The organism is Neptuniibacter sp. QD72_48 (genome assembly GCF_047778065.1).
Taxonomy (GTDB): Bacteria; Pseudomonadota; Gammaproteobacteria; order Pseudomonadales; family Balneatricaceae; genus Neptuniibacter.
Window position 1 is genome coordinate 2799076 of sequence record NZ_CP180547.1, and the last position, 23854, is coordinate 2822929.

The following is a 23854-nucleotide window of genomic DNA, read 5'->3' on the forward strand; positions in this document are numbered from 1 at the left end:
TGCTAAAAATAGAGTTATTAGATCATTAGACAAAACTTTTAAAACAAAAAGGTTAACTTTAGAACAAAAACAAAACAATCGATCAAAAATAAACCACACATAAAAAAGGCGTTTCAAAACAGAAATATCTACGCAATAAAAACTTAAAGAAAATAAATTCCAGTACAACAAAAAAGAAACAATTCTGAAATAAAACTCGTCTACCATTGCGCCGCAACAACGAATTAAATCTTGCAAGGCAATAATTTTGAAACCCTTAAATAATATTTTATTAACCGCATTGACTGCATTTTCCTTAATTGCGTCCAATTATTCTTACGCTGACAACACCCTCTTATTAGAGGAAGGCGTTAATTTAATTGCAGTTAATGGCTCAGAAGTTAATTCAGATAAACTATTTAACGGCAGAAACAATTACAAATTACCCAATGGTTCAAATCAGATCCTTGTAAATTATACCGCTGAAGTTAAAAAGAGTGGTGACTTTGAAATAGAGAAAAGCAAAGCCTTTGTTCTACTGTTCGAAAGCAATAACAGCCAGATTTCTCTGGCAGCACCAGTAATTGAGCGCATTAAAGATCTAGAAAAATTCGAACAAAATAAAAACTGGATCTTAAAAAATAGCGCAGGCCAAAACATTCCTTTCAAAGTAAACATTATAGAGAAAGATGGCTTTCAGTTAAGCAGAGACTTTGAAGAAGAATTAGAAAAGTTCAATCAAAGCAACGCTATCGCTTCACTGCCTAAAAGAAAAATAACCCTTCCATACAACACTAATAACAAACAGACAAAAAATAGTGTTATTAAAAAAGAAAGCATGACAATGGAAATGCTTATTTACTGGTACAACCAAGCCGATCTAAATACTAGAAACTCTTTCAAAGAGCTTATTAAAAACAAATAAGCCTTCACAAATTAAAAGTTAAAAACCTTATATTAAAACTCCTTGGAGAGAAGACATGAAAAAGCTGATTCTGGCTTCTGCTATTGCTGCGCTTGCTGCTAATTCGGCAACGGCTGCAACTATTTACGACGACAAAGGCCTTACTTTCAAAATTAAAGGTGACTGGCAGGTTCAACTGCGTGACAACGCAAGTAAATCTAAAGACGCTGAAGTGGAATTTGACGATCTAGAGATCAAAAACTCGATCGCTTACGATCTAGGAAATGGCCTAACTGCATACGGTCAGCTGGATTTTGGTTTCAAAGACGAAGCTGAAGGTAAAGGCCCTGATGGATCGGACCACCTCGAAGAAGCTTATCTAGGTATGAAAGCGCACAACATGTCTGTTCAAGTAGGTAAAATGGATAATGCCGCTGACGACTTCGGTGTAGAAAAAGCAATCGAAGAAGCACTAGGTAAAGACGTTTTTGACGAGTTTGGTTCTATCGATGGAGATGACGTAATTCGCTTTGATGCAGACTTCGACGTTGCTCGTGTGGCAATCTCCCATGAACTAGAAGCTGATGGCGAAGATAGCTCTAACAACGAATCTACTGAAATTTACGTTGAAGGTGGTTTCGAGGCCGTTACTCTAGGTGCAGCATTCCAAACGGTTAAAGCTACACCAACTTCAGAGTCTGAAGACATCTGGGGTGTAAGTGCTGAGTTTGATGCAGGTTTCGCAACATTCGGTATGGACTACGGTGTTTCTGACCAAGGTACTAGCAACAACGATGTTGCGATGACTAACGTTGTAGCTACTTTCAAAGCAGCTAAAACAACTAAAGTTTCTGTTGGCTACATGGAGCACGATTACGACGCTGCCGACATGGATGAAGAAGCTTTCTACGGCAACGTAACTTACAAATTCCCGACTCAGAAAAACGTTTCTGTATTCGCTGAAGTTACACACCGCGACGATGACGCTGGTACGGATTATGACCTAGACCTACTTGCTGGTATGCGCATCAAGTTCTAAAAGTTTAAGCCACAGCTTGTCCCCCCCTTCAGACAAGTTAATGCTAAAAAACTTTAGGCTCAGTTTTTACTGGGCCTTTTTAGTTGCTATAGATCTATTCGAAAGCGACAATAAACGCCTATTACAAGGAAGGCGTCATATATGTCATCAGTTGATTCCAAAACTGAATCTTGGCTCGATACAGCTAAAATCTATCTTCACCCTAGAGCAATCACACTTCTGTTTTTTGGTTTCTCTTCTGGCCTTCCTATTTTGCTCGTCTTTGGCACTTTATCCTTCTGGCTTCGTGAAGCAGGCGTTGAACGGAGTTTAATCACCTATTTCTCCTGGGTTGGTTTAGCCTATGGCTTCAAATGGCTTTGGGCTCCCTTAGTTGATCGCTTAAGCCTCCCCTTACTTTCAACTTGGCTTGGTAGGCGCAGAAGCTGGTTATTGCTTTCGCAGATCATGCTCATCATCGGTTTAACCGGGCTTGCCTTCTCCAATCCCCATGAAAACCTTCAATACATGGCGTTGTTAGCACTAGTAGTCGCTTTTAGTTCTGCGACCCAAGATATTGTGATTGATGCCTACCGTATCGAATCAGCTGGCGAACGCTTACAAGCCGCCATGGCTGCAACTTATATGGCTGGCTACCGCATAGCGATGATTGTGGCGGGTGCCGGTGCACTTGCGATCGCAGCGTGGACCTCAATTTCACCTGAAAGCTATGACATCAATTCTTGGAAGTATGCCTACTTAATCATGGCCTCTTTAATGCTAATCGGCATGATCACAACCTTTTTAGTAAAAGAGCCAGCTTCTGTTGAGATGGACACTGAAACGCTTGAGCAACAACAAAAAATTATTGAATTTACTCAACGTAATGCTCACCTTCCCGATTTTATATCACGCTTTTTAGGCTGGGCTTATATCGCTATTGCTTGCCCATTTATCGACTTTGTACGTCGTTACGGTATGCAGGCCCTTATTATTCTGGCGTTAATAGGCACTTACCGAATTTCTGACGTTATTCTTGGAATTATCGCTAATGTTTTCTATGTCGATATGGGCTTTACCAAGGAAGAGATAGCGCAAATCATCAAGATTTATGGCGTAGTCATGACCATCGTTGGCGCAGGACTTGGCGGCATTCTGGTTAATCGCTTTGGTGTAAGAAAGATCCTGTTCTTAGGCGCGCTGTTAGTATCTCTAACCAATCTTCTATTTGCTTGGCTTGCTACTTTAGGTAATGACACCACAGCACTTACAATCGTTATCTCTCTGGATAACTTGAGTGGCGGTATCGCTACCGCGGCCTTTGTCGCCTACCTATCTAGCCTGACAAATATTCAATACTCTGCAACACAATATGCCCTTTTCAGTTCGATGATGTTGCTATTCCCTAAATTTCTAGGCGGCTTCTCTGGGGGCTTTGTCGATAGCTTTGGCTATCCTTGGTTCTTTACTGCAGTTGCGATCATCGGCTTACCCGTATTGATATTGATCTGGATCAGCCCAAGAAAATAAATAGGAATCATTATCATTTACATTCATGAAATTCTGGGTTACTCTTCTTAACACTTAACAAGGAGGGATATACCGATGACTTATATGATTGACGCTTGGTTTGAACGTAACAACCCTTACCTAAGAGTTATTCACCGCTCTACGGGGATTTCAGTCGTTAATTGGCAAGGCGATACGCTAACCAGCAAATTACAAAGCGGGGCTATCTGCGTAGACGACTTTGAAGCTACACCTTCGCAGGATCTAGTAAAAGAGATATTTCTTCTGGATTGCTTAGAACAAGATTAATCAGGTGAAAAATCATTCACCTGACTTTGTTAAGGCGGTAACAGGTTGGTTTAGTCGCGGAAGTTATTAAACTGCAGTGGTAATTCAAGGTCTGCTTCACGCAGCATTGCCATTACACTTTGCAAGTCATCGCGTTTCTTGCCTGTTACTCGTACCTGCTCACCCTGCACCTGCGCTTGGACTTTTAGCTTGGCATCTTTAATTAATTTTACAATTTTCTTAGCCAATGGCTGATCTAGGCCTTGCTTAAGAATCACTTCCTGACGTGCGCGCATATTCGCTTTTTCTGGATCTTTAATCTCCAAGCAACGAATATCAATTTTGCGGCCCGTCATCTTAGTTTTAAGCACATCCATCATCTGCTGCAGCTGAAAATCAACTTCTGCCTGCAACGTAACTGTGGATTCAGTTTGCTCAAACCGCGCATCAACACCTTTAAAATCGTAACGCATCTGAAGTTCACGATTAGACTGGTCAACAGCGTTGGTAACTTCGTGCTGGTCTAGTTCAGACACAATATCGAATGATGGCATGAGGCTTCTCCCTATTTTTTTGCCGATTCTAGCTGACCTTTACCTCCATTTCACGTCACAATAGAGAGATAATAAGATCCACAATGCTGAAGATTAAGAGAATTAAGCATGAAAGAGAGATGGTACATACTTGGCGCTGGCTCAATTGGAAATTTATGGGCCTGTAATCTCATTTCTGCGGGTTTCCCCGTCACTCTTATTTTGCGTAATTCGGCTAAGCTTTCTCGATTTGAAGTAAACCGCGGCATTCTATTAGCTGATCAAATGCATAGTTGCGAAGCTGATCTCCCCAATAATTCGTCGCTTATCCAACAACTGATTATCACGACCAAATCCACTGATACTCAAGCCGCTTTCAACTCGATCAAGCATCGACTTGCCGATGACGCACATGTTGTTGTGCTGCAAAACGGCATGGGCAGCCAGCAATGGATAACAGATCAATTACCAAACGCTGAAGTTGCATGGGCATCAACAACAGATGGTGCATGGTTAGAATCTGAATTCTCTGTTGTACACGCGGGCAAAGGGATTACTCGTATCGGATCACCCGATAAAATGCTCGAGTGGTTAGAACAATTAAACTGTAGTTTCTTAGATTTACAACCTGATCCAGAAATAGCTACAACCTTGTGGCGCAAGCTAGCGATTAACTGCGCTATAAACCCTTTAACTGCGATCTTTGGCTGTAAAAATGGCGAGTTAGTTAGCAACCCTAACTATCTAAATGAGATGGTATTAATCTGCAATGAGGTAGAAAAGGTCATAACTGCACTTAATCTAGAGCTATTTGATGGCCCTTTAATTGACCATGCTTGTCAGGTAGCTGAATTAACCGAAAATAATTTTTCCTCGATGAACCAAGATGTGAAACATGGCCGTATAACTGAGATTAATCAGATCACCGGCTATCTATGTGAGCAAGCAGACAAACTAGATATCACGGTGGATATCAACAAGTACTACCTTGGAAAAATTAGGGAACTACATCCTCATAGTGATGCCTAATCCAATGGTGTCCTTCTCTAGGAGCAGTCATGAATAACAGGCTTAGTAAGATCTATACCCGTTCTGGCGATCAAGGCCAAACTGGTTTGGCCAATGGTGAGCGTGTATCCAAGACCGATCTTCGAATCGAAGTGATCGGCACGGTCGATGAACTTAATTGTGCCATAGGCATTGTAATCGCAAGTCTGCCTTCAGATGAATCAATTACGAACCTGCTGCAAACCATACAGCACCAGCTATTTGATCTAGGCGGCGAGTTAGCAATTGCAGACCCTAGCTATGTCGTTATTACTCAGACAGAGATAGAATACCTAGAGGAACAACTGGACTTACTGAATTCAGAGATACCGCCTTTAAAAGAGTTTATTCTCCCAGGCGGAACTGTTTCAGCTAGTTATACCCATTTGGCGCGTAGTATCTGCCGACGCGCCGAAAGGCGAATCATAGCACTACTCCAAGATGAGTCAGCTCAGGTAAATCCTAACTCTGGTATTTATCTAAATAGGCTGTCCGATCTGCTTTTTGTGGCAAGCAGAATAAAAGTGTTAAGGCAGGGCGGTGAAGAGATTCTTTGGCGATCCAAAGAAGTTAGATAATACAACTCACCTAATGGGAGTAATAAAAATGAGAGCGCTGTTTTTTTCTGCGTTAATGCTACTAACACCTGCAGCTTTTGCTGACTGCTCAACAGATCAAACCATCTGTGAAGCTAAATGTTCAGTGAAACACTTTACTGATGATGCCGCTGAGCTAGGCTGTAAATCAAAATGTGTGGCTCAACGTGCAATGTGCTCCACCGAATCTGGTGCCAAAACCGTTGTAGAGAAAGGCGGTGAAGTTATCGAAGATGGCGTTGAAGTGAGCAAAGACGTTATCGATGATGGCGTTGAGATCAGCAAAGAAGCTTGGGAAGATACTAAATCATTTGTGAAAGGCATGACTGAATAGTCATGCCGTTTGTCTGGCTTTACTGTCAGCGTACATTAAAGCTAGACGCGTTTGCGTAGAGAACTGGTTAAACGTATTAAAATCCTCTTCGGATACAGGCCCACGTCCTTTTAAGCGATCCGCATACAGCATACCAATAACCCGTTTTCCCATAGTAAGAGGTATTAATACGAATCCCTGACACCCTACCTGTTTTACAAAGTTGGGCGGTAGTCGTTTATCCCATCCATCTTCTTCTAAATCATTAACTAGCAAGGTTACTTGCTTAGCTAAGACCTTAAAGAATAGATCATCCGCTTTACCCGACTTATCCCGTTCAAAATAAGTTTGTAGAGGGTCAAGTTCATCCCCTTCAATAATTTTGACCGAAAGATGTGTGTTTGATTTGCTAAGTAAACAAAGCATACTGCGATCAAACTGACCGCACTCACCGATCGCTTCCACAACTAACTTAAAGACTTCGTGAATCTTGCCATCCGCAGCAATTAACTCTGTCAATTGATTCAGATAACTTAGCTGTTTTGAGTTACGTTTAGATTCTGCAATAACTTTTGTAGAATGCTCTGGGATGCTTTCAGTTTGCTCAACCTCCTCTAGCTCCACTTCATTGTGAGCCAAAAAGGCAAGCTGGCGAACCATATCATCTTTAGCAACATTTCCACTTTCTGAGTATTCAGGAATTAGCGAACGAGCCTTCAAACCGTAACTACGGCTAACTTTAGCAACCCGTTGGAAACACTGAAGCGTAATTTCACCAACTTCATCAAAAGGTATATCCCCAGCAAGGGAAACGGCATCTACAACCTTATCGTATGGCTGTTCGTTATTTTGATCCTGTCCATATAGCTGCTGTACTAAACCATGACTGAGCGTAGGTAAGGCAGAAAGCATATCGCTTCGCTCATCAATATTCCCTAAATCCAAAGGGGACATTGTATTTAAGATCTGTTTTGGATACCCCCAACCAGCGGCTAGTTCCCTACCTAACTCACTAAAACTCATACCTAACACTTCAGCCTGTATTCGCGGCCATTTTTTCTCGCCTCTTTCCTTTAACCTGAGCATTTTTCGATACTGCTCTGGCAAGGTGCAAGCAACCATGATTTCGCCCAATCCAAATAATAGGGAAGCCATATAAGCCTCTTCTGGATCGACTGATTTCCGGCTCTTTAATGCAAGTTCCTTAGCCATGTTGGCACTCAAGAACTGTCGCATCATCATCCCAGGTACATCTAAATCAGGATTTTCGTCATGAAAGCTTTCAATTAATTTAAGAGTTAAACTGATATTTTTAATCTGATTAAACCCGAGTAAGACCACCGCTCGGGATACAACCGTAATATCACCTTGACCTCTTTTGTACGTAGGTGAATTAGCCAATTTGATCAGTTTGGCTGATAAGCCCGTATCTTTCATGATCGCCATAGCCAAAGCCATAGCATCGCTTTCTTCTGATGCGCTAATCTGCTGTATACGATTGACCGTAGCACTAAACACCGGAAGATCACCTAAACGATCTAAGCTGCGATGAATATTTTTAAGCGTTTCGGTATATTTCATTCGTTATCCTATACGACAGAATCAGGTAAGTGCTGGATATTACTACTTAATAACTGCGGCCAACATTGTTTTGAGTCATAATCAAACCGCAGTTTAGTAAAATGCGCATAATCAATCGCAATTCGCCTCCAATGATCAGCTTCAATGCCCAAGATATCCCCAATCAGGCACCGAATCACACCGCCATGAGTTACAACCAAAACTTTTTTTTCAGGTAATTTTAGCAACCGCTCTTTAACCATAGCTATTCGTTGCTTAAATTGCTGAATAGTTTCGCCATTTGGTGCAGGGTAATCCTGCGGCGCTTGCCAAAACTTATCTGCTGCGACGGGGTTTTCGCTATAAACCTGCTCAAAACTAACACCATCCCAGTCACCAAAATCCAGTTCTTGTAATTCATCCCAGACTTGCAACTCGATTTGCCTAGTATTGGCTAACCAGCGCGCACTCTCCAAAGCCCTCTTTAACGGCGAACTCACAACTAAGTCCCATTCACCATTTGCTAAAACAGCTTCACAGGTAGACTGGCCTTTTACAGACAACGGACTATCGGTACGGCCTAAATAGACGCCTTTAAGTGCAGGTTCACCATGTCGGAACAGGTCAACAAACAAAGTATCCAAAAGAGATCCTTACTATAGGTTTTAGTCCGACTTCTCGCTCACACCAGCACTAGAGAAGGTCGCCATCTGTTTATGAAGCAAGCAAGCCGTTTGAATAACACTTACCGCTGTTGCCGCACCGCTGCCTTCGCCAAGGCGCATATCCAACGCTAACAAAGGCTCAGCAGACATGGCAACAAGTACTTTATGATGAAATTTTTCCGCAGATTGATGACCAAAGATCATCCAGTCTTTAGCTAAAGGGCAAATTATACTAGCCATATATGCAGCCGCAGTGCTGATAAACCCATCCACAACAACCGTAATGCCTTCCCTTGCTGCCGTCAGATAAGCGCCAACCATCGCTACGATTTCAAAACCGGCTAAGGATTGAAGCAATTCAAAGGGAGAATCGCCTTTACATTGATGTAGCTTAAGCGCCTGATCGATTACTGCCGTTTTATGTTCAAGCGCGTCACCTGATACGCCCGTCCCTGCTCCAACTACTTCTTGGGCTGTTAGGCCCATTGCCGCGGCTAAAACTGTGGCAGCAACGGTTGTATTACCTATACCCATTTCACCGGCGATAAAGAGTTGAGCGCCCGACGATTTAGCTCTTAAAACCGCCTCCTCTCCCACATTAAGCGCAGTAACCAATTGCTCACTGTTCATCGCTTGGCTCTTCGAAATATCAGCACTTTGCGAAGCGATTACTCGATTAAGCACATTGTGATGATTAACAGGCACCACCGTCCCTAAATTTATCACCTCAAACTTCGCTTTCAGTTGCTTAGCTAAAACAGCGATTGCCGCACCGCCTTCGGCAAAATTCAGAATCATTTGCGATGTAACTTCTTGCGGGAACGCGGATACATTTTGAGCAGCCACCCCATGATCTGCAGCAAAAATAGAGATGCTTACACGATCTGCCGAAGGTAATGGCTGCGCTTGCATTGCAGCCATTTGCACAGCTATTTTTTCCAATACACCTAAAGAGCCGGGTGGTTTAGTTAGGTTTCCTTGATGAGATAAAGCAGCTTGTTCAGCTTCAACGTTTAAAGATTTAGCTTTAATCTGCGACCATTCCTGCAAATTCACTTAACATCTCCTTTGACAGCCATTGGGATACCCGCCACCGTTAACGTCACCACTTCCACTACAGCAGCCAAATCTTGATGTAATCGACCGGTATTATCTTGAAATTGACGACTCAATTCGCCCATGGGGACAATACCCCAACCGACTTCATTTGAAACCAGTATTAAGTCTCCATCAAAATCATCCACAGCAGCAGTTAGCATCTTCATGCCTTCCTGCATAGGTTCCAAACCTTTTAATAACAGATTGGTTAACCACAGAGTTAAACAATCAACTAAGACCGTTTTTCCCTTACCACTCAAACTATTGAGTGCATCCGGCAAGTCAAAAGGGATCTCTAGTATCTCCCATTCGCTGGGTCGATTCTGACGATGAAGTTCAATACGCTGCTCCATCTCCGAGTCTTGTGCTTGAGCGGTAGCGATATACACAACAGGCTGGCCCGTAGCGGTAGCTCTTTCTTGCGCCACCTGACTTTTACCCGACCTAGCACCCCCTAATATTAACTGTCGCACTGATATTCCTCGTCAAAAACTCATTGTCAGATAAATAAAATGAACGTTAGCATTCTTTTAAGATGTATTTTTAATACACATTCAATGATTCTTAGTGTAGATTATAACACTGCTGATATAAGCGGCGGAGAGATCCCATGATCCAACTACAAGAAAGACGCACCCCTTCACCCTTTTCACTTTTTAATTTGGCATTTCGCCCATTTTTCTTAGGTGGCGCACTCTCAGCCATACTTTTAATGGCTGCGTGGCTAGTTATCTATAGTGGCGGCATTCAACCTCACCACTATAACTATGGGGTATTCTGGCATGCACACGAAATGCTATTTGGATTCTCTTTAGCGATCATCGCCGGCTTTTTAATGACCGCTGTTAAGACATGGACTAACGTGCAAACACTTTACAGCTGGCCTCTAGCGGCACTTTTTCTACTCTGGTTTAGTGCCCGCTTAATGCCTTTATTCCCAGCGATTGAACCTTGGTTGATTGCAGTTACAGATTTAGCTTTCGCCCCGATGGTAGCCGCTTGCGTTGCTTGGCCGGTGATTAAGTCCAAAAATTATCGCAACTTGATGTTTGTTCCTCTCCTGCTTGGCTTCTTTGTCGCCAATCTACTCATGCACCTACAACTACTTGGCTATAGTGAGGCAACTGCGGCAAAAGGGATTCAGTTAGGCCTATTTTTAGTCATTATGGTGATCTGCATTTTAGGTGGGCGTGTTATCCCATTTTTCACAGAGCGCGGCGTTGAAGGTGTCAAAGTTAAAAAGTACGTTTGGCTAGAAAAAGCGATCATTCCCCTGACCGCAATTTGGGTCGTTTTAAGCCTAACAGGGATTGAACCTCTAATTATTGCAATCAGTATGCTACTAGGAGTAGCAAACCTGATTCGAGTCGTTGGCTGGTTCGATAAACGAATCTTGGCTGTACCTTTAGTCTGGATTCTGCAGTTCGGCTATCTATTCGTATCAGTGGGATTTATTCTTTATAGCTTAAGCTTACTTGATCTGGTTCGCACTTCAATTGCTTACCATGCATTTGCTGCAGGAAGTATTGGGGGATTAACACTAGGTATGATGGCAAGAGTTTCCTTAGGACATACCGGCCGCCCTCTGAAAATTGGACCGTTAATTATCACTGCCTTTACTCTGATGCTTCTAGCTGCAGCAATACGATTAAGTGTTGGGTTATTACCTCTTTCTTATCTAACAACGCTGCATCTATCTGGAACTTTATGGATACTCGCTTGGGTGCTTTTCTTAATTAAGTACACCCCAATCCTTATAAAACCGAGAGTTGATGGTTTATACGGTTAAATTAGTATCTATAAAAAAAACGGCTCTAAATAGAGCCGTTTTTATTCAATACAATTACTGACTATTAACTATTCAAATCAACAACCACTCGGCCTTTCACCTGACCATTAGTTATACGCTCAGCATAATCCGGCAACTCATTAAGAGCGATGATCTGAGCAATATCCCCCACAGCGTTATCAGGTAATTGAGTTTCTAGTCTTTTCCAAGCTTCAAGACGACGATCATAAGGGCACATCACTGAATCAACCCCTTGCAAGCGAACATTACGCAATATAAAAGGCATAACCGTGGTAGGCAGTTTGAAGCTTGCAGCAAGACCACATGCAGTAACGACTCCGCCATAGTCAGTTTCTGACACAATTCTGCCCAAAATAGTATCACCTACAGTATCAACAGCACCGGCCCAGCGCTGTTTCTCAAGTGGTCTAGCAGGCTCTGCCATCTGCTCTCGACTAACAATTTCTGAAGCACCCAAACCTTTCAGATAACTCTCTGTTTCAGGGCGGCCCGTAATAGCTGTCACTTGATAACCAAGTCCCGCCAAAATCGAAACGGCAACACTACCTACACCACCAGCGGCACCACTAACAATGACTGGACCTTTATCAGGTGTTACACCGCCCTCTTCCAGAGCCATGACGCATAGCATTGCAGTTAAACCTGCTGTACCGATCTGCATAGTACGAACAGGATCCATGCCTTCAGGCAGAGGCACTAACCAATCTGCATTTAGGCGAGCATACTCGGAAAATCCACCCCAATGGTTTTCTCCTACACCCCAACCTGTAAGTACAACTTTATCGCCTTTTTGATAACGATCATCAGCACTCTCTTCTACTGTGCCAACTAAATCGATGCCCGGAACCATAGGAAAGTTGCGAATAATTTTGCCCTTGCCCGTAATGGCTAAACCATCTTTGTAGTTTAACGAGGAGTAATCGACTTTAACCAAAACATTCTGATCTGGTAATTGATCCAGACTCAATTCCGTCACTTCTGCTACTGTCTTACCGTCGTTTTGATTTAACACGAGCGCTTTGAACATGTCGATCTCCAAACTTATTTACCTATTTGTCATACAAATATAAGATAGATTTTTATATGATACAAGCTATGATGTTATTGTTTCAGTTTATGTAGAATAGCTTATTCGTAGTATTAGCAATCCTATGGAGTAATACGTGAGCCTAGAAGTAGCCCCGATCAATAAGTCCAGCTTGTCTAAACAAGTCGCTGACCAATTACAGGAAGCGATTTTAGATGGTTCTCTAAAAGCAGACGATCGCCTTCCTACAGAAGGTGAACTAGCTGAACGCTTTCACGTATCCCGCCCTACGGTTCGAGAAGCACTCAAGCGCTTAGCTGCTAAGAACTTAATTCGTTCACGCCGAGGGCCTACTGGCGGCACGTTCGTAAACCACTTAGGTGCTGAAGAGCTCAGTGACCAGATGACTACCGCTGCAACCCTGTTTGTCAGCATGAATCAGATATCTTTAACTGAGGTGAGTAGCACTCGATTAGAGTTAGAAAGCTTATGCTGCCAACACGCCTGCGCAAATAGGTCCGAACAAGACCTAGAAAAACTGCGAGCTGAATTAAATTATCAATCCAATACCAATATCAGCCCTGAAGATTTCTGTGCCGCTGATGTTCGCTTCCATCGTGCTATTGCCGATGCAAGTGGTAACCGTATGCTGAGTTTTGTGATGTATTCGTTGATCGAGGCTCTGCAACCGGTTGCTAACATGATTGCTTACCGTTTCCGGGAAAGAGAAATTATCTTAGGGCAACATCGTAGACTACTAGGTGCGATTGAAGATCGAGATATCAATTTAGCTAAAGCTATCATCAAGGAACAGATTGAGTATCTCGATCAGTTACATTGCGAGGCCCAGTCCTCTCATCAAAAAGCGGCAGAACAAAGCGCCTTAAAGTGATGATACGGATAAATTCGACCAATCTATAGTTCATTTATCCGCGGATAAAGTCGAAAATTATTTATTATAGGCAGGAATAGATAATTGATTTATCCTTGCACAAAGCTCGCAAAGATCCCTTGATGCTGTACCTTATAAAATAATTCAGGCTCTCTTTGTCAGCACCTAATTCAAATTAAAATGCCAAGTTTATAAGGAGTTTTTGTGGAAAACGTTTGGCTTATTAGTATTGCAGCCCTTGTTGTTGGCGCCGTAATTGGTTTTTTGATGGGACGTTCTGGCGGAGGTGCACAACGTCAAGCAGAACTCGCTGAAAAACTTGAAAGCACCCAAAAAGAACTAGACAGCTACAAGACCGAAGTAACTGAACACTTTGAAAAAACCGCAGCGCTAGTTAACAACCTGACTAACAGCTACAAAGATGTTCACGAACATCTTGCTACTGGCGCGCAAGGCTTATGTCAGCCAGGAAGCGTTGATCTAGCCATTGAACCCTCTTTGACTCCGAAACTAGAAAGCGAAGCAGAAGAACCTTCAGCTGAAGCAAAACCTACTACCGACACAGAACAAGCAGAAAGCTCTTCAGAACCACCTAGAGATTACGCACCTAAATCACCTGAAGATGAAGGCACGTTATCTGAAACTTTTGGTTTGAAAGAGGAACAGGAAACTAAAGAGGAAGAGCAGGTTCCTGCTGATGCGCCTAGCAATGTAGACGCAGAAACAGCAGAGCCTAAAGCAAAAGTTTAAACGGGATTGTCTATATCGATAAACTGGTGCTGAAGCCCAAATTTCAGCGCCAGCTCTTCACCTAATGCCATAGCACCATAACGCTCCGTTGCATGATGGCCTGCAGCAAAGTAGTGAATACCATTCTCTATCGCACTGTGGAAAGTTGGCTCTGAGACTTCACCAGAGATAAAAGCATCTAAGCCCTGTTCTATCGCCTTCTCTATATAGCCTTGAGCACCACCCGTGCACCAACCAATCTTTTTAATAGGATGATCTCCGCCTTTAATCAGCAAAGGCTCACGTTCTAGAACCTTTTCTATATGATCAGCCAATACCTCTGCAGACATAGCTTCAGGCAACTCTCCCGTATTCCCAATACTGCGCGGATTACCAAGCTCTAAAGCACCAAAGCCTTCAATGTCTAAAAGCTTAGCCAACTGGGCATTGTTACCAATCTCAGGGTGAGCATCTAATGGCAGATGATAAGCAAGCAAGCTTATATCATTATCTAGCAAGGCTTTGATGCGACGTTTTTTAATCCCTGTAATGCAGCTATTCTCTCCTTTCCAAAAAAAACCATGATGCACTAACAAAACATCAGCCTTTTCATCGATAGCTCTATCTATCAAAGCTTGAGAAGCCGTTACACCAGATATAACTTTACTAACATCACTTCGCCCTTCCACTTGTAGACCATTCGGACAGTAATCTTTAAATTGGTTTGGCTCTAAGCGCTGATCTATATATGCAATTAGATCTGATAGTTTTACCGACATTCTTCTGTTATCCATTCACAAAGGGAATATTAATCGTATAATTCTAAGCTTGTTTATGGCGTTTCGACTATACACTCATGCGTAAATTTAACTTTCTTTTCTGGCCTATTCTCTCAGGCGTGCTTGTCGCCATTCTTCTTTTACAAGTCTTTCCAGATCTATTAGATAGTTCAAACTCTACCATTGAGTTCCGTGAAGCCCGCAACAACACTGCTCCACAAGGAAATATTGGCCCTGTATCTTACGCAGATGCTGTAGAAGTCGCTGCCCCTGCTGTTGTTAACATCTACACCCAAACCGTTGTTAGACAGAATGTGCACCCTCTCTTCAACGACCCTTTTTTCCGTAACTTCTTTGATTCCGACAGCATTCCACAACGAGAGCGCGTGCAGTCCAGCCTAGGCTCTGGCGTAATTCTAAGCTCTCAAGGCTACATAGTTACCAATAACCACGTAATTTCAGGCGCCGATAGCATTATTGTTGCTTTGAAAGATGGTAGAGAAGCCGCCGCAGAAGTGATCGGTACAGATCCAGAAACAGACTTAGCCGTTTTAAAGGTCACATTGGATAACTTGCCAAGTATTACACTCGGTCAAACTGAAAATTATCGTGTTGGTGATGTAGTCCTAGCTATCGGCAACCCATTTGGTGTTGGGCAAACCGTAACCATGGGTATCATCAGTGCTACCGGCCGCAACAGTGTAGGCCTGAATACCTATGAAGACTTTATACAAACAGACGCAGCCATCAATCCTGGCAACTCTGGCGGTGCTTTGATTGATGCCTTTGGCAACTTGATTGGTATTAATACCGCAATTTTTTCTAAATCGGGTGGTTCTCAAGGTATCGGCTTTGCAATTCCATCAGACCTTACCAAACAGGTCATGCAGGACTTAATACAGCACGGTCGCGTTGTTCGCGGTTGGCTTGGTATTGAGATACAAGAGCTTACGCCTAGTCTTGCTGAATCATTTGGCCTTAAAAAACTTCAAGGACTTATCATTGCAGGCGTATTCCGTAACGGCCCAGCCCATATAGCAGGCCTGCAACCCGGTGACGTAATGCTGACCATCAATGACAATCCTATTTTGGATGGCCGTAAATCCATGACTCAAATAGCCCGTCTTCGACCAGGTCAGGTAGTCACCGTTAAAGTTCTTAGGGAAGGTAAAGAACTCTCCTTTGATGCTGAAATTGGCGAACGCCCTAAAAGCCGTAACTAATTTTGCATTACTCAGCAAATAACTTTTACCCTACAAATAAAAAGGGCCGCCATTTCTGGCAGCCCTTCATCAAAAAGTCGTCTAAGTTTTTCCATTAAGACTTAATACGGTATTCCGCTGAACGAGCATGCGCTGTCAGGCTTTCACCGCGCGCAAGTACTGATGCAACTTTACCCATTTCAGAAGCGCCATCTTCAGAGAACATGATCAAAGAAGAACGTTTCTGGAAGTCATATACACCTAGAGGAGAAGAGAACCTAGCAGTGCCAGACGTCGGTAAAACGTGGTTAGGACCTGCACAGTAATCACCTAGTGCCTCAGCTGTATAACGTCCCATAAAGATCGCACCTGCATGACGAATCTTAGGCAATAACGCTTCAGGATCTTCTACAGACAATTCCAAGTGCTCTGGAGCGATACGGTTTGAAACTTCAATCGCTTCATCCATATCTGCAACCTTAATCAGCGCTGCACGAAGACGTAGAGAGGTTTCGATAATCTCTTTACGCTCCATAGTTGGCAACAATTTATTGATGCTGGCTTCTACCGCATCAATGAAGTCTGCATCAGGTGTAACAAGAATTGGCTGCGCATCTTCATCGTGTTCAGCTTGGGAGAAAAGATCCATCGCAACCCAATCAGGGTCAGTCTGGCCGTCGCAAACCACAAGAATTTCTGACGGCCCAGCAATCATATCGATACCAACAGCGCCAAATACCGCACGCTTCGCTGTTGCCACAAAGATGTTACCTGGACCTACAATCTTATCTACTTTAGGTACAGTTGCTGTACCATAAGCTAAAGCGGCAACCGCTTGTGCACCACCAATACAGAAAACGCGATCAACGCCTGATAAACATGCAGCTGCAAGTACCAGCTCGTTAACCTCACCACCTGGTGTTGGCACAACCATAATGATCTCTTCAACACCCGCAACTTTTGCTGGCATTGCGTTCATCAATACTGAAGATGGGTACGCCGCTTTACCGCCTGGTACATACAGACCAACACGATCCATTGGCGTCACTTTCTGACCTAGCATAGTACCGTCGGCTTCAGTGTACTGCCAGGAATCAACGAGTTGACGCTCGTGATAGCTACGAACACGCTCAGCAGCGATTTCCAACGCTTTACGCTGATCTTCAGGAAGATTATCCAGAGCTGCTTGCAGACGCTCTTTGCTCATCTCAAGCTCAGACATCTCTGACACAGACGTATTATCAAAACGGTTGGTGTACTCAACAACCGCTGGATCGCCTTCTTGCTCAACGCGCTGAAGGATCTCATTGACGATCTGATTTACTTTTTCATCAGATACCGCTTCCCACGCAAGCAGTTTATCCATCTGCTGACGGAAATCAGCCTGAGTAGAATCTAGACGTTTAATATTCAAATCAGTCATGATTACGCTTCTCCATCACGGCGGGCAATTGCATCAGCTAATTTATCTAAGATCGGTTGGATCTGACGGTGCTTCATCTTCAATGAAGGCTGGCCAACAACTAAACGTGAGCTGATATCCGCAATCTCTTCCATCGGCTCTAGACCGTTAGCTCGCAAGGTATTGCCTGTATCTACGATATCAACGATACGGTCTGCCAAGCCCATTAGCGGTGCTAATTCCATAGCGCCATAAAGTTTGATGATATCGACCTGACAACCCTGTTTAGCAAAGTAGTCACGGGTCACATTGACAAACTTACTCGCAACTTTCATTCGGCCTTCAACTGGCTCAGCCCCTTTCATACCTGCAACCATAAGCTTGCACTTAGAGATTTTCAGATCCAAAGGCTCATACAAACCAGCAGCACCATGTTCAAGCAGAACATCTTTACCTGCGATACCCATATCCGCGCCACCGTACTCAACATAAGTAGGTACGTCAGTTGCACGAATGACAACCAATTTGATGTTGTCATGGTTTGTATCAAAAATCAGTTTACGGCTGCTATGAATATCCTCTGCCGGCACAATGTCAGCTTCCGCCAATAAAGGCAGGGTTTCTTTGAGGATACGTCCCTTGGACAGTGCAATCGTTAGTTGCTGCTTCATAGCGTTCTATATACCTGTTTAACCTGGAACACGCTTAATACGTGCGCCTAATAACTGTAATTTCTCTTCAATACACTCGTAACCACGATCGATGTGGTAAATACGATCAATTACGGTGTCACCGTCTGCAACCAATGCAGCAATAACCAAACTCGCAGAAGCACGCAGATCTGTTGCCATAACAGGCGCTGCCTGTAGACGCTCAACCCCTTCTACAACTGCGGTATTGCCATCAATATTGATTTTAGCGCCCATGCGAATCATCTCTTGCATGTGCATAAAACGGTTTTCAAATATGGTTTCTTTTAGAATACTAACGCCCTCAGATACCGCATTCATCGCCGAGAATTGCGCTTGCATATCTGTTGGGAAAGCAGGATAAGGTGCTGTAGTCACGTTAACTGCTTTTGGACGCTGACCTTTCATATCCAGCTCAATCCAATCATCACCTGTAGTGATATGTGCGCCCGCTTCTTCAAGCTTTTGCAGAACAGCATCTAGAATTGCTGGCGATGTATTTTTGATCTTTACCTTACCGCGCGTTGCCGCTACAGCGGCTAGGTATGTACCAGTCTCAATACGGTCAGCAACCACAGGGAATTTACAACCGTGAAGTTTTTCAACACCATTAACAACAATGGTATCTGTACCGTGACCAGTAATGTCCGCACCCATCGCGATCAAACATTCTGCTAGGTCTACCACTTCAGGTTCACGAGCAGCATTCTCAAGAATACTCTGGCCTTCAGCCAGCGTTGCCGCCATAAGAATATTCTCTGTACCTGTAACTGTTACAGTATCAAAGAACACTCGGGCACCTTTTAAGCGACCATTGGTTTTAGCACGGATATAACCGCCTTCAACAACAACGTCTGCGCCCATTGCACGTAGACCTTGAATATGAAGATCGACTGGGCGTGAACCGATAGCACAACCACCAGGAAGGGAGACTTCAGCTTCGCCAAAGTGCGCCACCATAGGGCCCAGTACCAAGATTGATGCACGCATCGTTTTTACTAGTTCGTATGGTGCAACCAGTTTATCGATTGTGCTGGCATCAATTTCTACATTTAATTTTTCATCAATTACTAGCTCAACACCCATACGACGCAAAAGTTCAAGCATCGTCGTAATGTCATGTAAGTGTGGCAAGTTACAAATTGTAACTGGCTCAGACGCTAGCAAAGCAGAAGCAAGGATAGGTAACGCCGAGTTTTTAGCACCGGAGATGCGAACTTCACCTGTGAGCTGCTCGCCACCTGTAATAATAAGTTTATCCATGGTCAATCCAGTAAAAGGCGTTTAGTTCTGGGAAGCTTCCCACTGCGCTGGGGTATATGTCTTAATCGTTAGAGCGTGAATCGTTCCATTTGCGATATGCTCATTCAAGCAAGCATAGACAAGCTGCTGACATTTCACCGGGCGCAACCCTTCAAACAGTTCACCTACAACGGTTACCTGAAAATCACACCCTTCACCTGCGGTTGTAACTACACAGTTCTCAAGTTGAGATTCCAGAATCTGCTTAACCTGTTCAGCCTGCATGCAAAGCTCCCGATAGAATACTTCTAGATAAAAATAAGGCGGAAATAATACCGGATCATGACAAAAAAGGCGATGCTAAGCATCGCCTTAATCCAATATCACTTAATACTAATCAATTTGTTAGATCTTCAAGCCCAACCAATTTTGCAATCCCCTGCATTTCTACAGGTAAGTTGATCGGCTCAAGCTCCAATTTATTACGTTTTGCAAAACGTAAACAACACAACCAAAAAGACAACGCAGAACTATCCACCGCAGTAACCGCAGCAAAATCAATTTGCGCTGTACCATTCAAACCAGACAATAACGATTCAACCTGCTTACGAAGTTGCATGATCACAGGGAATTTAAGCTCCCCTTCAATCGCAATTAACTGTGCTGACTTAATGCTAGCGGTTGCCATTAAGCACTTTCCTTGTCTGGGTCTACCTTATCTTTCCAGCTAGTAATAACTTTATCGACGTTATTACGATTACGCTGCATCAGATCTGCAAACTGGTTTTTAAAGCTCAGTTTGATATTTACGCTGCCATCCAAAACAGCGTTCACTAATTTCCACTCATCTGCGCTCTTTTTCATATAGTAGATCAGCGCAAATTTAGTACCATCTGCAGCAAAAACGTTTACTGTAACAATCTGCTTTTTCTCATCAGGGCTTTTCTTACGAGGTGGCACCATCTCATAACGTTCAATATTAAACCCGACAAGTGCTTTAGCGTAGGTTTTCAACAAAGTTGTTTTGAAAACACCACTAAACTCTTCACGTTGCTCTTTTGACGCTCTGCGATAGTATTTCCCCATTACACCTTTGGCGATGTAATCGAAGTCCACTACAGGAGAAAGAATAGTATCAATTTCTGAAACTAATTGATCTTTCTGCTCTTCCTTTAGAAGTTCTTCGTTGTCTAATAACTGAAGAACGTCTGAAGTAGCGCCTTCAATAACTTTACCCGCCTCTTCCCAAGAAGCATTAGCACTTAAAGAAAACGCGAAAGCAAAGATTGCAGCCAAGTAGCTCAATCGATTAAACACATGTCGTAACATAATTACTTACTCACTCGCTTCATTGAAGAGGAATTTACCGATTAACTCCTCCAGCACCAGCGCCGATTGAGTATCTTCGATAAAGCCACCATTATTGAGGTATTCCTCTTCGGCTCCAACAGTAACACCGATATACTGCTCACCCAGTAAACCTGCAGTTAGAATAGCTGCAGAGCTATCGATGGAAAGAAAATCAACATCGCCATTAATTTCCATAGAAACCTTAGCGACCAACTGCTCCGTGTCCAATTCAATGCTTGTGACTTTACCAATAGTGACACCAGACATCGTTACTTTTGCTCGAGGTGTCAGACCACCAATATTTTCAAAGCGGGCATAAACAGTATAAGTATTGTCACTTGTAGACACACTTAAACCGCTTACGTTCAACGCCAATCCTACCAACGCTAAAATACCTGCCAAAACAAAGGTACCTACGCTGATCTCCAAGACCCGCATACGCATATTAAAGTTCTCCAAACATTACTGCTGTAAGAATAAAATCTAGGCCTAACACCGCAAGGGATGAATAAACCACTGTTTTCGTTGTTGCCTGACTAATACCTTCCGAGGTTGGTATACAGTCATAGCCTTGGAATACAGCAATCCAAGTTACAACGAAGCCGAAGGCAACCGCTTTAATTAAGCCGTTAACAACATCTTCATAAAAATCTACTGAGTTCTGCATGTTGGCCCAAAAAGAGCCGTCGTAGATACCCAACCAATCAATACTTACCAAAGCACCACCGTAGATCCCTACGATTGCAAATATTGCAGCCAAGATCGGCAAGCAAATAAATCCAGCCCAAAAGCGTGGCGCAATAATGCGACGCAAAGGGTCAACACCGATCATTTCTAGGCTAGAAAGCTGTTCTGTAGCTTTCATTAAGCCGATTTCCGCCGTCAAGGCAGAGCCAGCTCGCCCTGCAAAGAGTAACGCTGTTACAACCGGAGCTAACTCTCTAACCAAACTCAACGCTACCATCTGCCCCACGGCCTGTTCAGATCCGTAATCGACAAGAATGGTATAGCCTTGAAGACCTAATACCATACCGATAAACAGACCCGACACTACAATAATAATCATCGACAACACGCCAACGAAATAGATCTGTTTTACCAACAAAGGAAACATCATGAGCGGCTGAGGCTTGGCAATCAATGATTGAAATAGAATCATTGTTGCACGCCCAAACGCTGCGAGCTTACTTAACGTCACATGCCCTAAGGAGGCTAACTTGTTCATTTCAGACCACCTTGTAGCAAATCATCAGCATAATCATCTGCAGGAAAATGAAATGGCACAGGACCATCTGGTAGACCTTGCATAAACTGTTTAACCTGAGGAGACTCTACTTCTAGCAACTCTTCTGGTGTCCCCTGAGCAACCACTTTTGCATCAGCAAGAATAAATACATAGTCAGCTATACCTAACGTTTCCTGAATATCATGTGAAACAATAATACTGGTATGCCCTAAAGAGTTGTTTAAATGTCTGATTAGATTCACTAGCACACCCATAGCGATCGGGTCCTGACCAGTAAAAGGCTCATCATACATTAAAATATCAGGATCTAATGCGATCGCACGCGCCAAAGCAACACGTCGAGCCATACCGCCCGAAAGCTCGCTTGGCATTAGTTTATTAGCGCCGCGTAAACCGACCGCATGAAGCTTCATCAACACGATATCGCGAATCATATCTTCAGATAGATTCGTATGAACACGAAGAGGAAAAGCCACATTTTCAAATACGCTCATATCAGTAAAAAGAGCGCCACTCTGAAAAAGCATACCCATACGTTCACGAACCGAAAAGAGTTCGCTACGACTTAAATCTGGGATATTTTGACCATCAATCGAGATAGAGCCAGCATCGGGTTTCAACTGACCACCAATCAATTTTAGCAGTGTAGTTTTACCAGTACCTGAGGGGCCCATAATTGCAGTAATTTTTCCCCGAGGGATTTTAAGATCGACATTGCTATATATCGGTCTTTCACCACGAGCGAAGCTCAACTGCTGAATATCGATGACGACATCATCAAACTGACTCATAAGATTCCATTTATAAAACATGCAAAACAGCTTAAGTCCGTTCCACTGTTCAGGCTTTATTCAATAACCCGTACTTTGTGGGGCCGCAACTATACCATTTCGATATAAAAACAGGAATATTTACCTTTACTTCCTTTGTGCCGATTTAAACACCAACTGCATTCTGTTTTAATAGCGTCCTTCATTTAACACTGGAACACATTTTCTTTATGCTTTACCCAATTTTGGCACTACTTGCAGGCTTAGTTTTATTAGTTTGGAGTGCAGATAAGTTTGTAGAAGGGGCTGCAGCGACAGCTAAAAACTTTGGTATGTCACCGATGCTTATTGGCCTGACAATTGTCTCTTTTGGCACTTCAGCTCCCGAAATACTAGTTTCGATCATGGCTTCCACGTCAGGATCTGGAGATCTTGCAATAGGTAACGCACTCGGTTCCAACATTGCTAACATTGCACTGGTGCTTGGTATCACCGCACTTATAGCGCCTTTACCGGTAAAATCTGGAGTTTTGAGAAAAGAGCTACCTCTTTTATTAGGTGTAACCTTACTTGCCGGCGTTATTCTTTTTGACCTACACCTAAGCCGTATGGACGGCGTTATCCTGCTAATTGCCTTAGCAGTTTGCCTATACCTATTTAATCGTTTTCAAAAAGGCGCACCACAAGATGAGCTAGCGAGTGACCAGGAAGAGTTACCCGAACTAGAAACAAAAAAGGCTATTTTTTGGTTAATAACTGGACTCGCTGTTCTAGCTGCCAGCTCCAGGCTACTTGTTTGGGGAGCCAGTGAAATTGCTTTTGCGATGGGCGTGAGCAAACTTGTTATAGGCTTAACAATTGTAGCTATTGGCACCAGCCTACCTGAGTTAGCTGCATCCGTAGCAAGTGCTTTAAAAAATCATCATGACATCGCTATTGGCAACGTAGTTGGATCTAACATTTTCAACTTAGTTGCAGTAATGGCCGTACCAGGGCTTATTGCACCTATAGGTATGGATGCAATTGTGCTGCAACGAGATTATGTTGCCATGCTTGGATTAACTTTCGCACTGATGGCTTTCGCCTTATGGCAAAAACCCCCTTCTATCAGTCGATTTGAAGGCAGCCTGTTAGCAGCTGCCTATGCAGGTTATTTGATCCTGCTATACACTATGACCGTATCACAATAGACAGTATAGGTTTCTG

28 protein-coding genes are annotated in these 23854 nt (G+C 43.3%); 12 read left to right on the forward strand and 16 right to left on the reverse strand.

Annotation, left to right across the window (positions count from 1 at the left end):
* Positions 1 to 247 precede the first annotated feature (247 nt).
* The 4 genes from ACMXYX_RS12625 (at position 248) to ACMXYX_RS12640 (ending at position 3719) form a co-directional block, all read left to right on the forward strand.
* On the forward strand, positions 248 to 904 hold the full coding sequence (locus tag ACMXYX_RS12625; protein WP_415896710.1) for a DUF2057 family protein: 657 nt from the start codon (positions 248 to 250) through the stop codon (positions 902 to 904).
* Positions 905 to 959: 55 nt separating this feature from the next.
* Positions 960 to 1922 carry a porin gene (locus ACMXYX_RS12630; RefSeq protein ID WP_415896711.1) on the forward strand — a complete coding sequence of 321 codons (963 nt, stop codon included), beginning with the start codon at positions 960 to 962 and terminating at the stop codon, positions 1920 to 1922.
* 141 nt (positions 1923 to 2063) lie between these two features.
* Positions 2064 to 3431, forward strand: coding sequence for an AmpG family muropeptide MFS transporter (locus ACMXYX_RS12635; protein WP_415896712.1), 1368 nt, complete (start codon positions 2064 to 2066; stop codon positions 3429 to 3431).
* A gap of 75 nt (positions 3432 to 3506) precedes the next feature.
* The gene (locus ACMXYX_RS12640; RefSeq protein WP_415881983.1) at positions 3507 to 3719 is read left to right on the forward strand and encodes a hypothetical protein; all 213 of its coding nucleotides are present in this window, start codon (positions 3507 to 3509) and stop codon (positions 3717 to 3719) included.
* Positions 3720 to 3769: 50 nt separating this feature from the next.
* On the opposite strand, the gene ACMXYX_RS12645 is transcribed toward ACMXYX_RS12640, so the two are convergent.
* The gene (locus tag ACMXYX_RS12645; protein ID WP_415896713.1) at positions 3770 to 4252 is read right to left on the reverse strand and encodes a YajQ family cyclic di-GMP-binding protein; all 483 of its coding nucleotides are present in this window, start codon (positions 4250 to 4252) and stop codon (positions 3770 to 3772) included.
* A 108-nt stretch (positions 4253 to 4360) separates the two neighbouring features.
* Here ACMXYX_RS12645 and ACMXYX_RS12650 point away from each other — a divergent pair, with 108 nt between their 5' ends.
* Genes ACMXYX_RS12650 through ACMXYX_RS12660 form a run of 3 tightly spaced genes read left to right on the forward strand, consistent with a single transcriptional unit; the run spans position 4361 to position 6208 of the window.
* Entirely contained in the window at positions 4361 to 5260 is a 900-nt protein-coding gene (locus ACMXYX_RS12650) for a 2-dehydropantoate 2-reductase (RefSeq protein ID WP_415896714.1), read from the forward strand.
* Between the two features lie 29 nt (positions 5261 to 5289).
* Entirely contained in the window at positions 5290 to 5856 is a 567-nt protein-coding gene (locus ACMXYX_RS12655; protein WP_415906061.1) for a cob(I)yrinic acid a,c-diamide adenosyltransferase, read from the forward strand.
* Between the two features lie 28 nt (positions 5857 to 5884).
* Positions 5885 to 6208 (forward strand): hypothetical protein, encoded by a 324-nt coding sequence (locus tag ACMXYX_RS12660; protein ID WP_415881988.1) that lies wholly within the window; start codon positions 5885 to 5887, stop codon positions 6206 to 6208.
* Here the strand turns inward: ACMXYX_RS12660 and ACMXYX_RS12665 are convergent, their stop codons facing one another.
* From ACMXYX_RS12665 to cobU, 4 genes are read right to left on the reverse strand one after another with little or no spacing between them, the layout of a single operon-like run.
* The gene (locus ACMXYX_RS12665) at positions 6209 to 7768 is read right to left on the reverse strand and encodes an HDOD domain-containing protein (RefSeq protein ID WP_415896716.1); all 1560 of its coding nucleotides are present in this window, start codon (positions 7766 to 7768) and stop codon (positions 6209 to 6211) included.
* Between the two features lie 8 nt (positions 7769 to 7776).
* Positions 7777 to 8391, reverse strand: coding sequence for a histidine phosphatase family protein (locus tag ACMXYX_RS12670; RefSeq protein ID WP_415896717.1), 615 nt, complete (start codon positions 8389 to 8391; stop codon positions 7777 to 7779).
* A gap of 21 nt (positions 8392 to 8412) precedes the next feature.
* Entirely contained in the window at positions 8413 to 9468 is a 1056-nt protein-coding gene (cobT, locus tag ACMXYX_RS12675; protein WP_415896718.1) for a nicotinate-nucleotide--dimethylbenzimidazole phosphoribosyltransferase, read from the reverse strand.
* Positions 9465 to 9983 carry a bifunctional adenosylcobinamide kinase/adenosylcobinamide-phosphate guanylyltransferase gene (cobU, locus tag ACMXYX_RS12680; protein WP_415896719.1) on the reverse strand — a complete coding sequence of 173 codons (519 nt, stop codon included), beginning with the start codon at positions 9981 to 9983 and terminating at the stop codon, positions 9465 to 9467. Before cobU ends, cobT begins: the two co-directional genes overlap by 4 nt.
* Positions 9984 to 10120: 137 nt before the next feature.
* Here cobU and ACMXYX_RS12685 point away from each other — a divergent pair, with 137 nt between their 5' ends.
* The gene (locus tag ACMXYX_RS12685) at positions 10121 to 11299 is read left to right on the forward strand and encodes an NnrS family protein (RefSeq protein ID WP_415896720.1); all 1179 of its coding nucleotides are present in this window, start codon (positions 10121 to 10123) and stop codon (positions 11297 to 11299) included.
* A 64-nt stretch (positions 11300 to 11363) separates the two neighbouring features.
* On the opposite strand, the gene ACMXYX_RS12690 is transcribed toward ACMXYX_RS12685, so the two are convergent.
* A complete protein-coding gene (locus tag ACMXYX_RS12690; RefSeq protein WP_415896721.1) occupies positions 11364 to 12347 on the reverse strand; it encodes an MDR family oxidoreductase in 984 nt (327 codons plus the stop codon).
* Positions 12348 to 12483: 136 nt separating this feature from the next.
* On the opposite strand from ACMXYX_RS12690, the gene ACMXYX_RS12695 reads away from it, so the two are divergent.
* The gene (locus ACMXYX_RS12695; protein WP_415881995.1) at positions 12484 to 13239 is read left to right on the forward strand and encodes a FadR/GntR family transcriptional regulator; all 756 of its coding nucleotides are present in this window, start codon (positions 12484 to 12486) and stop codon (positions 13237 to 13239) included.
* Between the two features lie 204 nt (positions 13240 to 13443).
* The gene (locus ACMXYX_RS12700; RefSeq protein ID WP_415881996.1) at positions 13444 to 13989 is read left to right on the forward strand and encodes a YhcB family protein; all 546 of its coding nucleotides are present in this window, start codon (positions 13444 to 13446) and stop codon (positions 13987 to 13989) included.
* Here the strand turns inward: ACMXYX_RS12700 and ACMXYX_RS12705 are convergent.
* Entirely contained in the window at positions 13986 to 14747 is a 762-nt protein-coding gene (locus tag ACMXYX_RS12705) for a Nif3-like dinuclear metal center hexameric protein (RefSeq protein ID WP_415896722.1), read from the reverse strand. The two genes, ACMXYX_RS12700 and ACMXYX_RS12705, sit on opposite strands and share 4 nt — an antisense overlap.
* A gap of 77 nt (positions 14748 to 14824) precedes the next feature.
* On the opposite strand from ACMXYX_RS12705, the gene ACMXYX_RS12710 reads away from it, so the two are divergent.
* Positions 14825 to 15970: a S1C family serine protease gene (locus tag ACMXYX_RS12710; RefSeq protein ID WP_415896723.1), complete on the forward strand. Its 1146-nt coding sequence runs from the start codon at positions 14825 to 14827 to the stop codon at positions 15968 to 15970.
* A 94-nt stretch (positions 15971 to 16064) separates the two neighbouring features.
* Here ACMXYX_RS12710 and hisD read toward each other — a convergent pair whose 3' ends face one another.
* The 9 genes from hisD to ACMXYX_RS12755 form a co-directional block, all read right to left on the reverse strand.
* Entirely contained in the window at positions 16065 to 17372 is a 1308-nt protein-coding gene (hisD, locus tag ACMXYX_RS12715; RefSeq protein ID WP_415906062.1) for a histidinol dehydrogenase, read from the reverse strand.
* Positions 17373 to 17374: 2 nt separating this feature from the next.
* On the reverse strand, positions 17375 to 18022 hold the full coding sequence (gene hisG / locus ACMXYX_RS12720) for an ATP phosphoribosyltransferase (protein WP_415906063.1): 648 nt from the start codon (positions 18020 to 18022) through the stop codon (positions 17375 to 17377).
* Between the two features lie 18 nt (positions 18023 to 18040).
* Positions 18041 to 19303 (reverse strand): UDP-N-acetylglucosamine 1-carboxyvinyltransferase, encoded by a 1263-nt coding sequence (gene murA / locus ACMXYX_RS12725; protein WP_415882001.1) that lies wholly within the window; start codon positions 19301 to 19303, stop codon positions 18041 to 18043.
* Between the two features lie 21 nt (positions 19304 to 19324).
* Positions 19325 to 19567 (reverse strand): BolA family protein, encoded by a 243-nt coding sequence (locus tag ACMXYX_RS12730; RefSeq protein ID WP_415882002.1) that lies wholly within the window; start codon positions 19565 to 19567, stop codon positions 19325 to 19327.
* 112 nt (positions 19568 to 19679) lie between these two features.
* Positions 19680 to 19970 (reverse strand): STAS domain-containing protein, encoded by a 291-nt coding sequence (locus tag ACMXYX_RS12735; RefSeq protein ID WP_415906064.1) that lies wholly within the window; start codon positions 19968 to 19970, stop codon positions 19680 to 19682.
* Positions 19970 to 20611 (reverse strand): MlaC/ttg2D family ABC transporter substrate-binding protein, encoded by a 642-nt coding sequence (locus tag ACMXYX_RS12740; protein WP_415906065.1) that lies wholly within the window; start codon positions 20609 to 20611, stop codon positions 19970 to 19972. Before ACMXYX_RS12740 ends, ACMXYX_RS12735 begins: the two co-directional genes overlap by 1 nt.
* Before the next feature lie 6 nt (positions 20612 to 20617).
* Positions 20618 to 21076 carry an outer membrane lipid asymmetry maintenance protein MlaD gene (gene mlaD / locus ACMXYX_RS12745; RefSeq protein ID WP_415906066.1) on the reverse strand — a complete coding sequence of 153 codons (459 nt, stop codon included), beginning with the start codon at positions 21074 to 21076 and terminating at the stop codon, positions 20618 to 20620.
* Position 21077: 1 nt separating this feature from the next.
* Positions 21078 to 21857: a lipid asymmetry maintenance ABC transporter permease subunit MlaE gene (gene mlaE, locus ACMXYX_RS12750; protein ID WP_415882006.1), complete on the reverse strand. Its 780-nt coding sequence runs from the start codon at positions 21855 to 21857 to the stop codon at positions 21078 to 21080.
* Positions 21854 to 22669 carry an ATP-binding cassette domain-containing protein gene (locus ACMXYX_RS12755; RefSeq protein WP_415906067.1) on the reverse strand — a complete coding sequence of 272 codons (816 nt, stop codon included), beginning with the start codon at positions 22667 to 22669 and terminating at the stop codon, positions 21854 to 21856. The genes mlaE and ACMXYX_RS12755 overlap by 4 nt, the downstream gene beginning before the upstream one ends.
* Positions 22670 to 22878: 209 nt before the next feature.
* Between ACMXYX_RS12755 and ACMXYX_RS12760 the strand changes: the two genes are divergently transcribed.
* A complete protein-coding gene (locus ACMXYX_RS12760; protein WP_415906068.1) occupies positions 22879 to 23838 on the forward strand; it encodes a calcium/sodium antiporter in 960 nt (319 codons plus the stop codon).
* Positions 23839 to 23854: the final 16 nt, after the last annotated feature.

What these genes read in the sequence shown, in the direction of transcription:
- ACMXYX_RS12630 (WP_415896711.1), top strand. Translation starts at nt 960, where the DNA reads ATGAAAAAGCTGATTCTGGCTTCTGCTATTGCTGCGCTTGCTGCTAAT.
- ACMXYX_RS12635 (WP_415896712.1), top strand. Translation starts at nt 2,064, where the DNA reads ATGTCATCAGTTGATTCCAAAACTGAATCTTGGCTCGATACAGCTAAA.
- ACMXYX_RS12640 (WP_415881983.1), top strand. Translation starts at nt 3,507, where the DNA reads ATGACTTATATGATTGACGCTTGGTTTGAACGTAACAACCCTTACCTA.
- ACMXYX_RS12645 (WP_415896713.1), bottom strand. Translation starts at nt 4,252, where the DNA reads ATGCCATCATTCGATATTGTGTCTGAACTAGACCAGCACGAAGTTACC.
- ACMXYX_RS12650 (WP_415896714.1), top strand. Translation starts at nt 4,361, where the DNA reads ATGAAAGAGAGATGGTACATACTTGGCGCTGGCTCAATTGGAAATTTA.
- ACMXYX_RS12655 (WP_415906061.1), top strand. Translation starts at nt 5,290, where the DNA reads ATGAATAACAGGCTTAGTAAGATCTATACCCGTTCTGGCGATCAAGGC.
- ACMXYX_RS12660 (WP_415881988.1), top strand. Translation starts at nt 5,885, where the DNA reads ATGAGAGCGCTGTTTTTTTCTGCGTTAATGCTACTAACACCTGCAGCT.
- ACMXYX_RS12665 (WP_415896716.1), bottom strand. Translation starts at nt 7,768, where the DNA reads ATGAAATATACCGAAACGCTTAAAAATATTCATCGCAGCTTAGATCGT.
- ACMXYX_RS12685 (WP_415896720.1), top strand. Translation starts at nt 10,121, where the DNA reads ATGATCCAACTACAAGAAAGACGCACCCCTTCACCCTTTTCACTTTTT.
- ACMXYX_RS12690 (WP_415896721.1), bottom strand. Translation starts at nt 12,347, where the DNA reads ATGTTCAAAGCGCTCGTGTTAAATCAAAACGACGGTAAGACAGTAGCA.
- ACMXYX_RS12705 (WP_415896722.1), bottom strand. Translation starts at nt 14,747, where the DNA reads ATGTCGGTAAAACTATCAGATCTAATTGCATATATAGATCAGCGCTTA.
- ACMXYX_RS12710 (WP_415896723.1), top strand. Translation starts at nt 14,825, where the DNA reads ATGCGTAAATTTAACTTTCTTTTCTGGCCTATTCTCTCAGGCGTGCTT.
- hisD (WP_415906062.1), bottom strand. Translation starts at nt 17,372, where the DNA reads ATGACTGATTTGAATATTAAACGTCTAGATTCTACTCAGGCTGATTTC.
- hisG (WP_415906063.1), bottom strand. Translation starts at nt 18,022, where the DNA reads ATGAAGCAGCAACTAACGATTGCACTGTCCAAGGGACGTATCCTCAAA.
- murA (WP_415882001.1), bottom strand. Translation starts at nt 19,303, where the DNA reads ATGGATAAACTTATTATTACAGGTGGCGAGCAGCTCACAGGTGAAGTT.
- ACMXYX_RS12730 (WP_415882002.1), bottom strand. Translation starts at nt 19,567, where the DNA reads ATGCAGGCTGAACAGGTTAAGCAGATTCTGGAATCTCAACTTGAGAAC.
- ACMXYX_RS12735 (WP_415906064.1), bottom strand. Translation starts at nt 19,970, where the DNA reads ATGGCAACCGCTAGCATTAAGTCAGCACAGTTAATTGCGATTGAAGGG.
- ACMXYX_RS12740 (WP_415906065.1), bottom strand. Translation starts at nt 20,611, where the DNA reads ATGTTACGACATGTGTTTAATCGATTGAGCTACTTGGCTGCAATCTTT.
- mlaD (WP_415906066.1), bottom strand. Translation starts at nt 21,076, where the DNA reads ATGCGTATGCGGGTCTTGGAGATCAGCGTAGGTACCTTTGTTTTGGCA.
- mlaE (WP_415882006.1), bottom strand. Translation starts at nt 21,857, where the DNA reads ATGAACAAGTTAGCCTCCTTAGGGCATGTGACGTTAAGTAAGCTCGCA.
- ACMXYX_RS12755 (WP_415906067.1), bottom strand. Translation starts at nt 22,669, where the DNA reads ATGAGTCAGTTTGATGATGTCGTCATCGATATTCAGCAGTTGAGCTTC.
- ACMXYX_RS12760 (WP_415906068.1), top strand. Translation starts at nt 22,879, where the DNA reads ATGCTTTACCCAATTTTGGCACTACTTGCAGGCTTAGTTTTATTAGTT.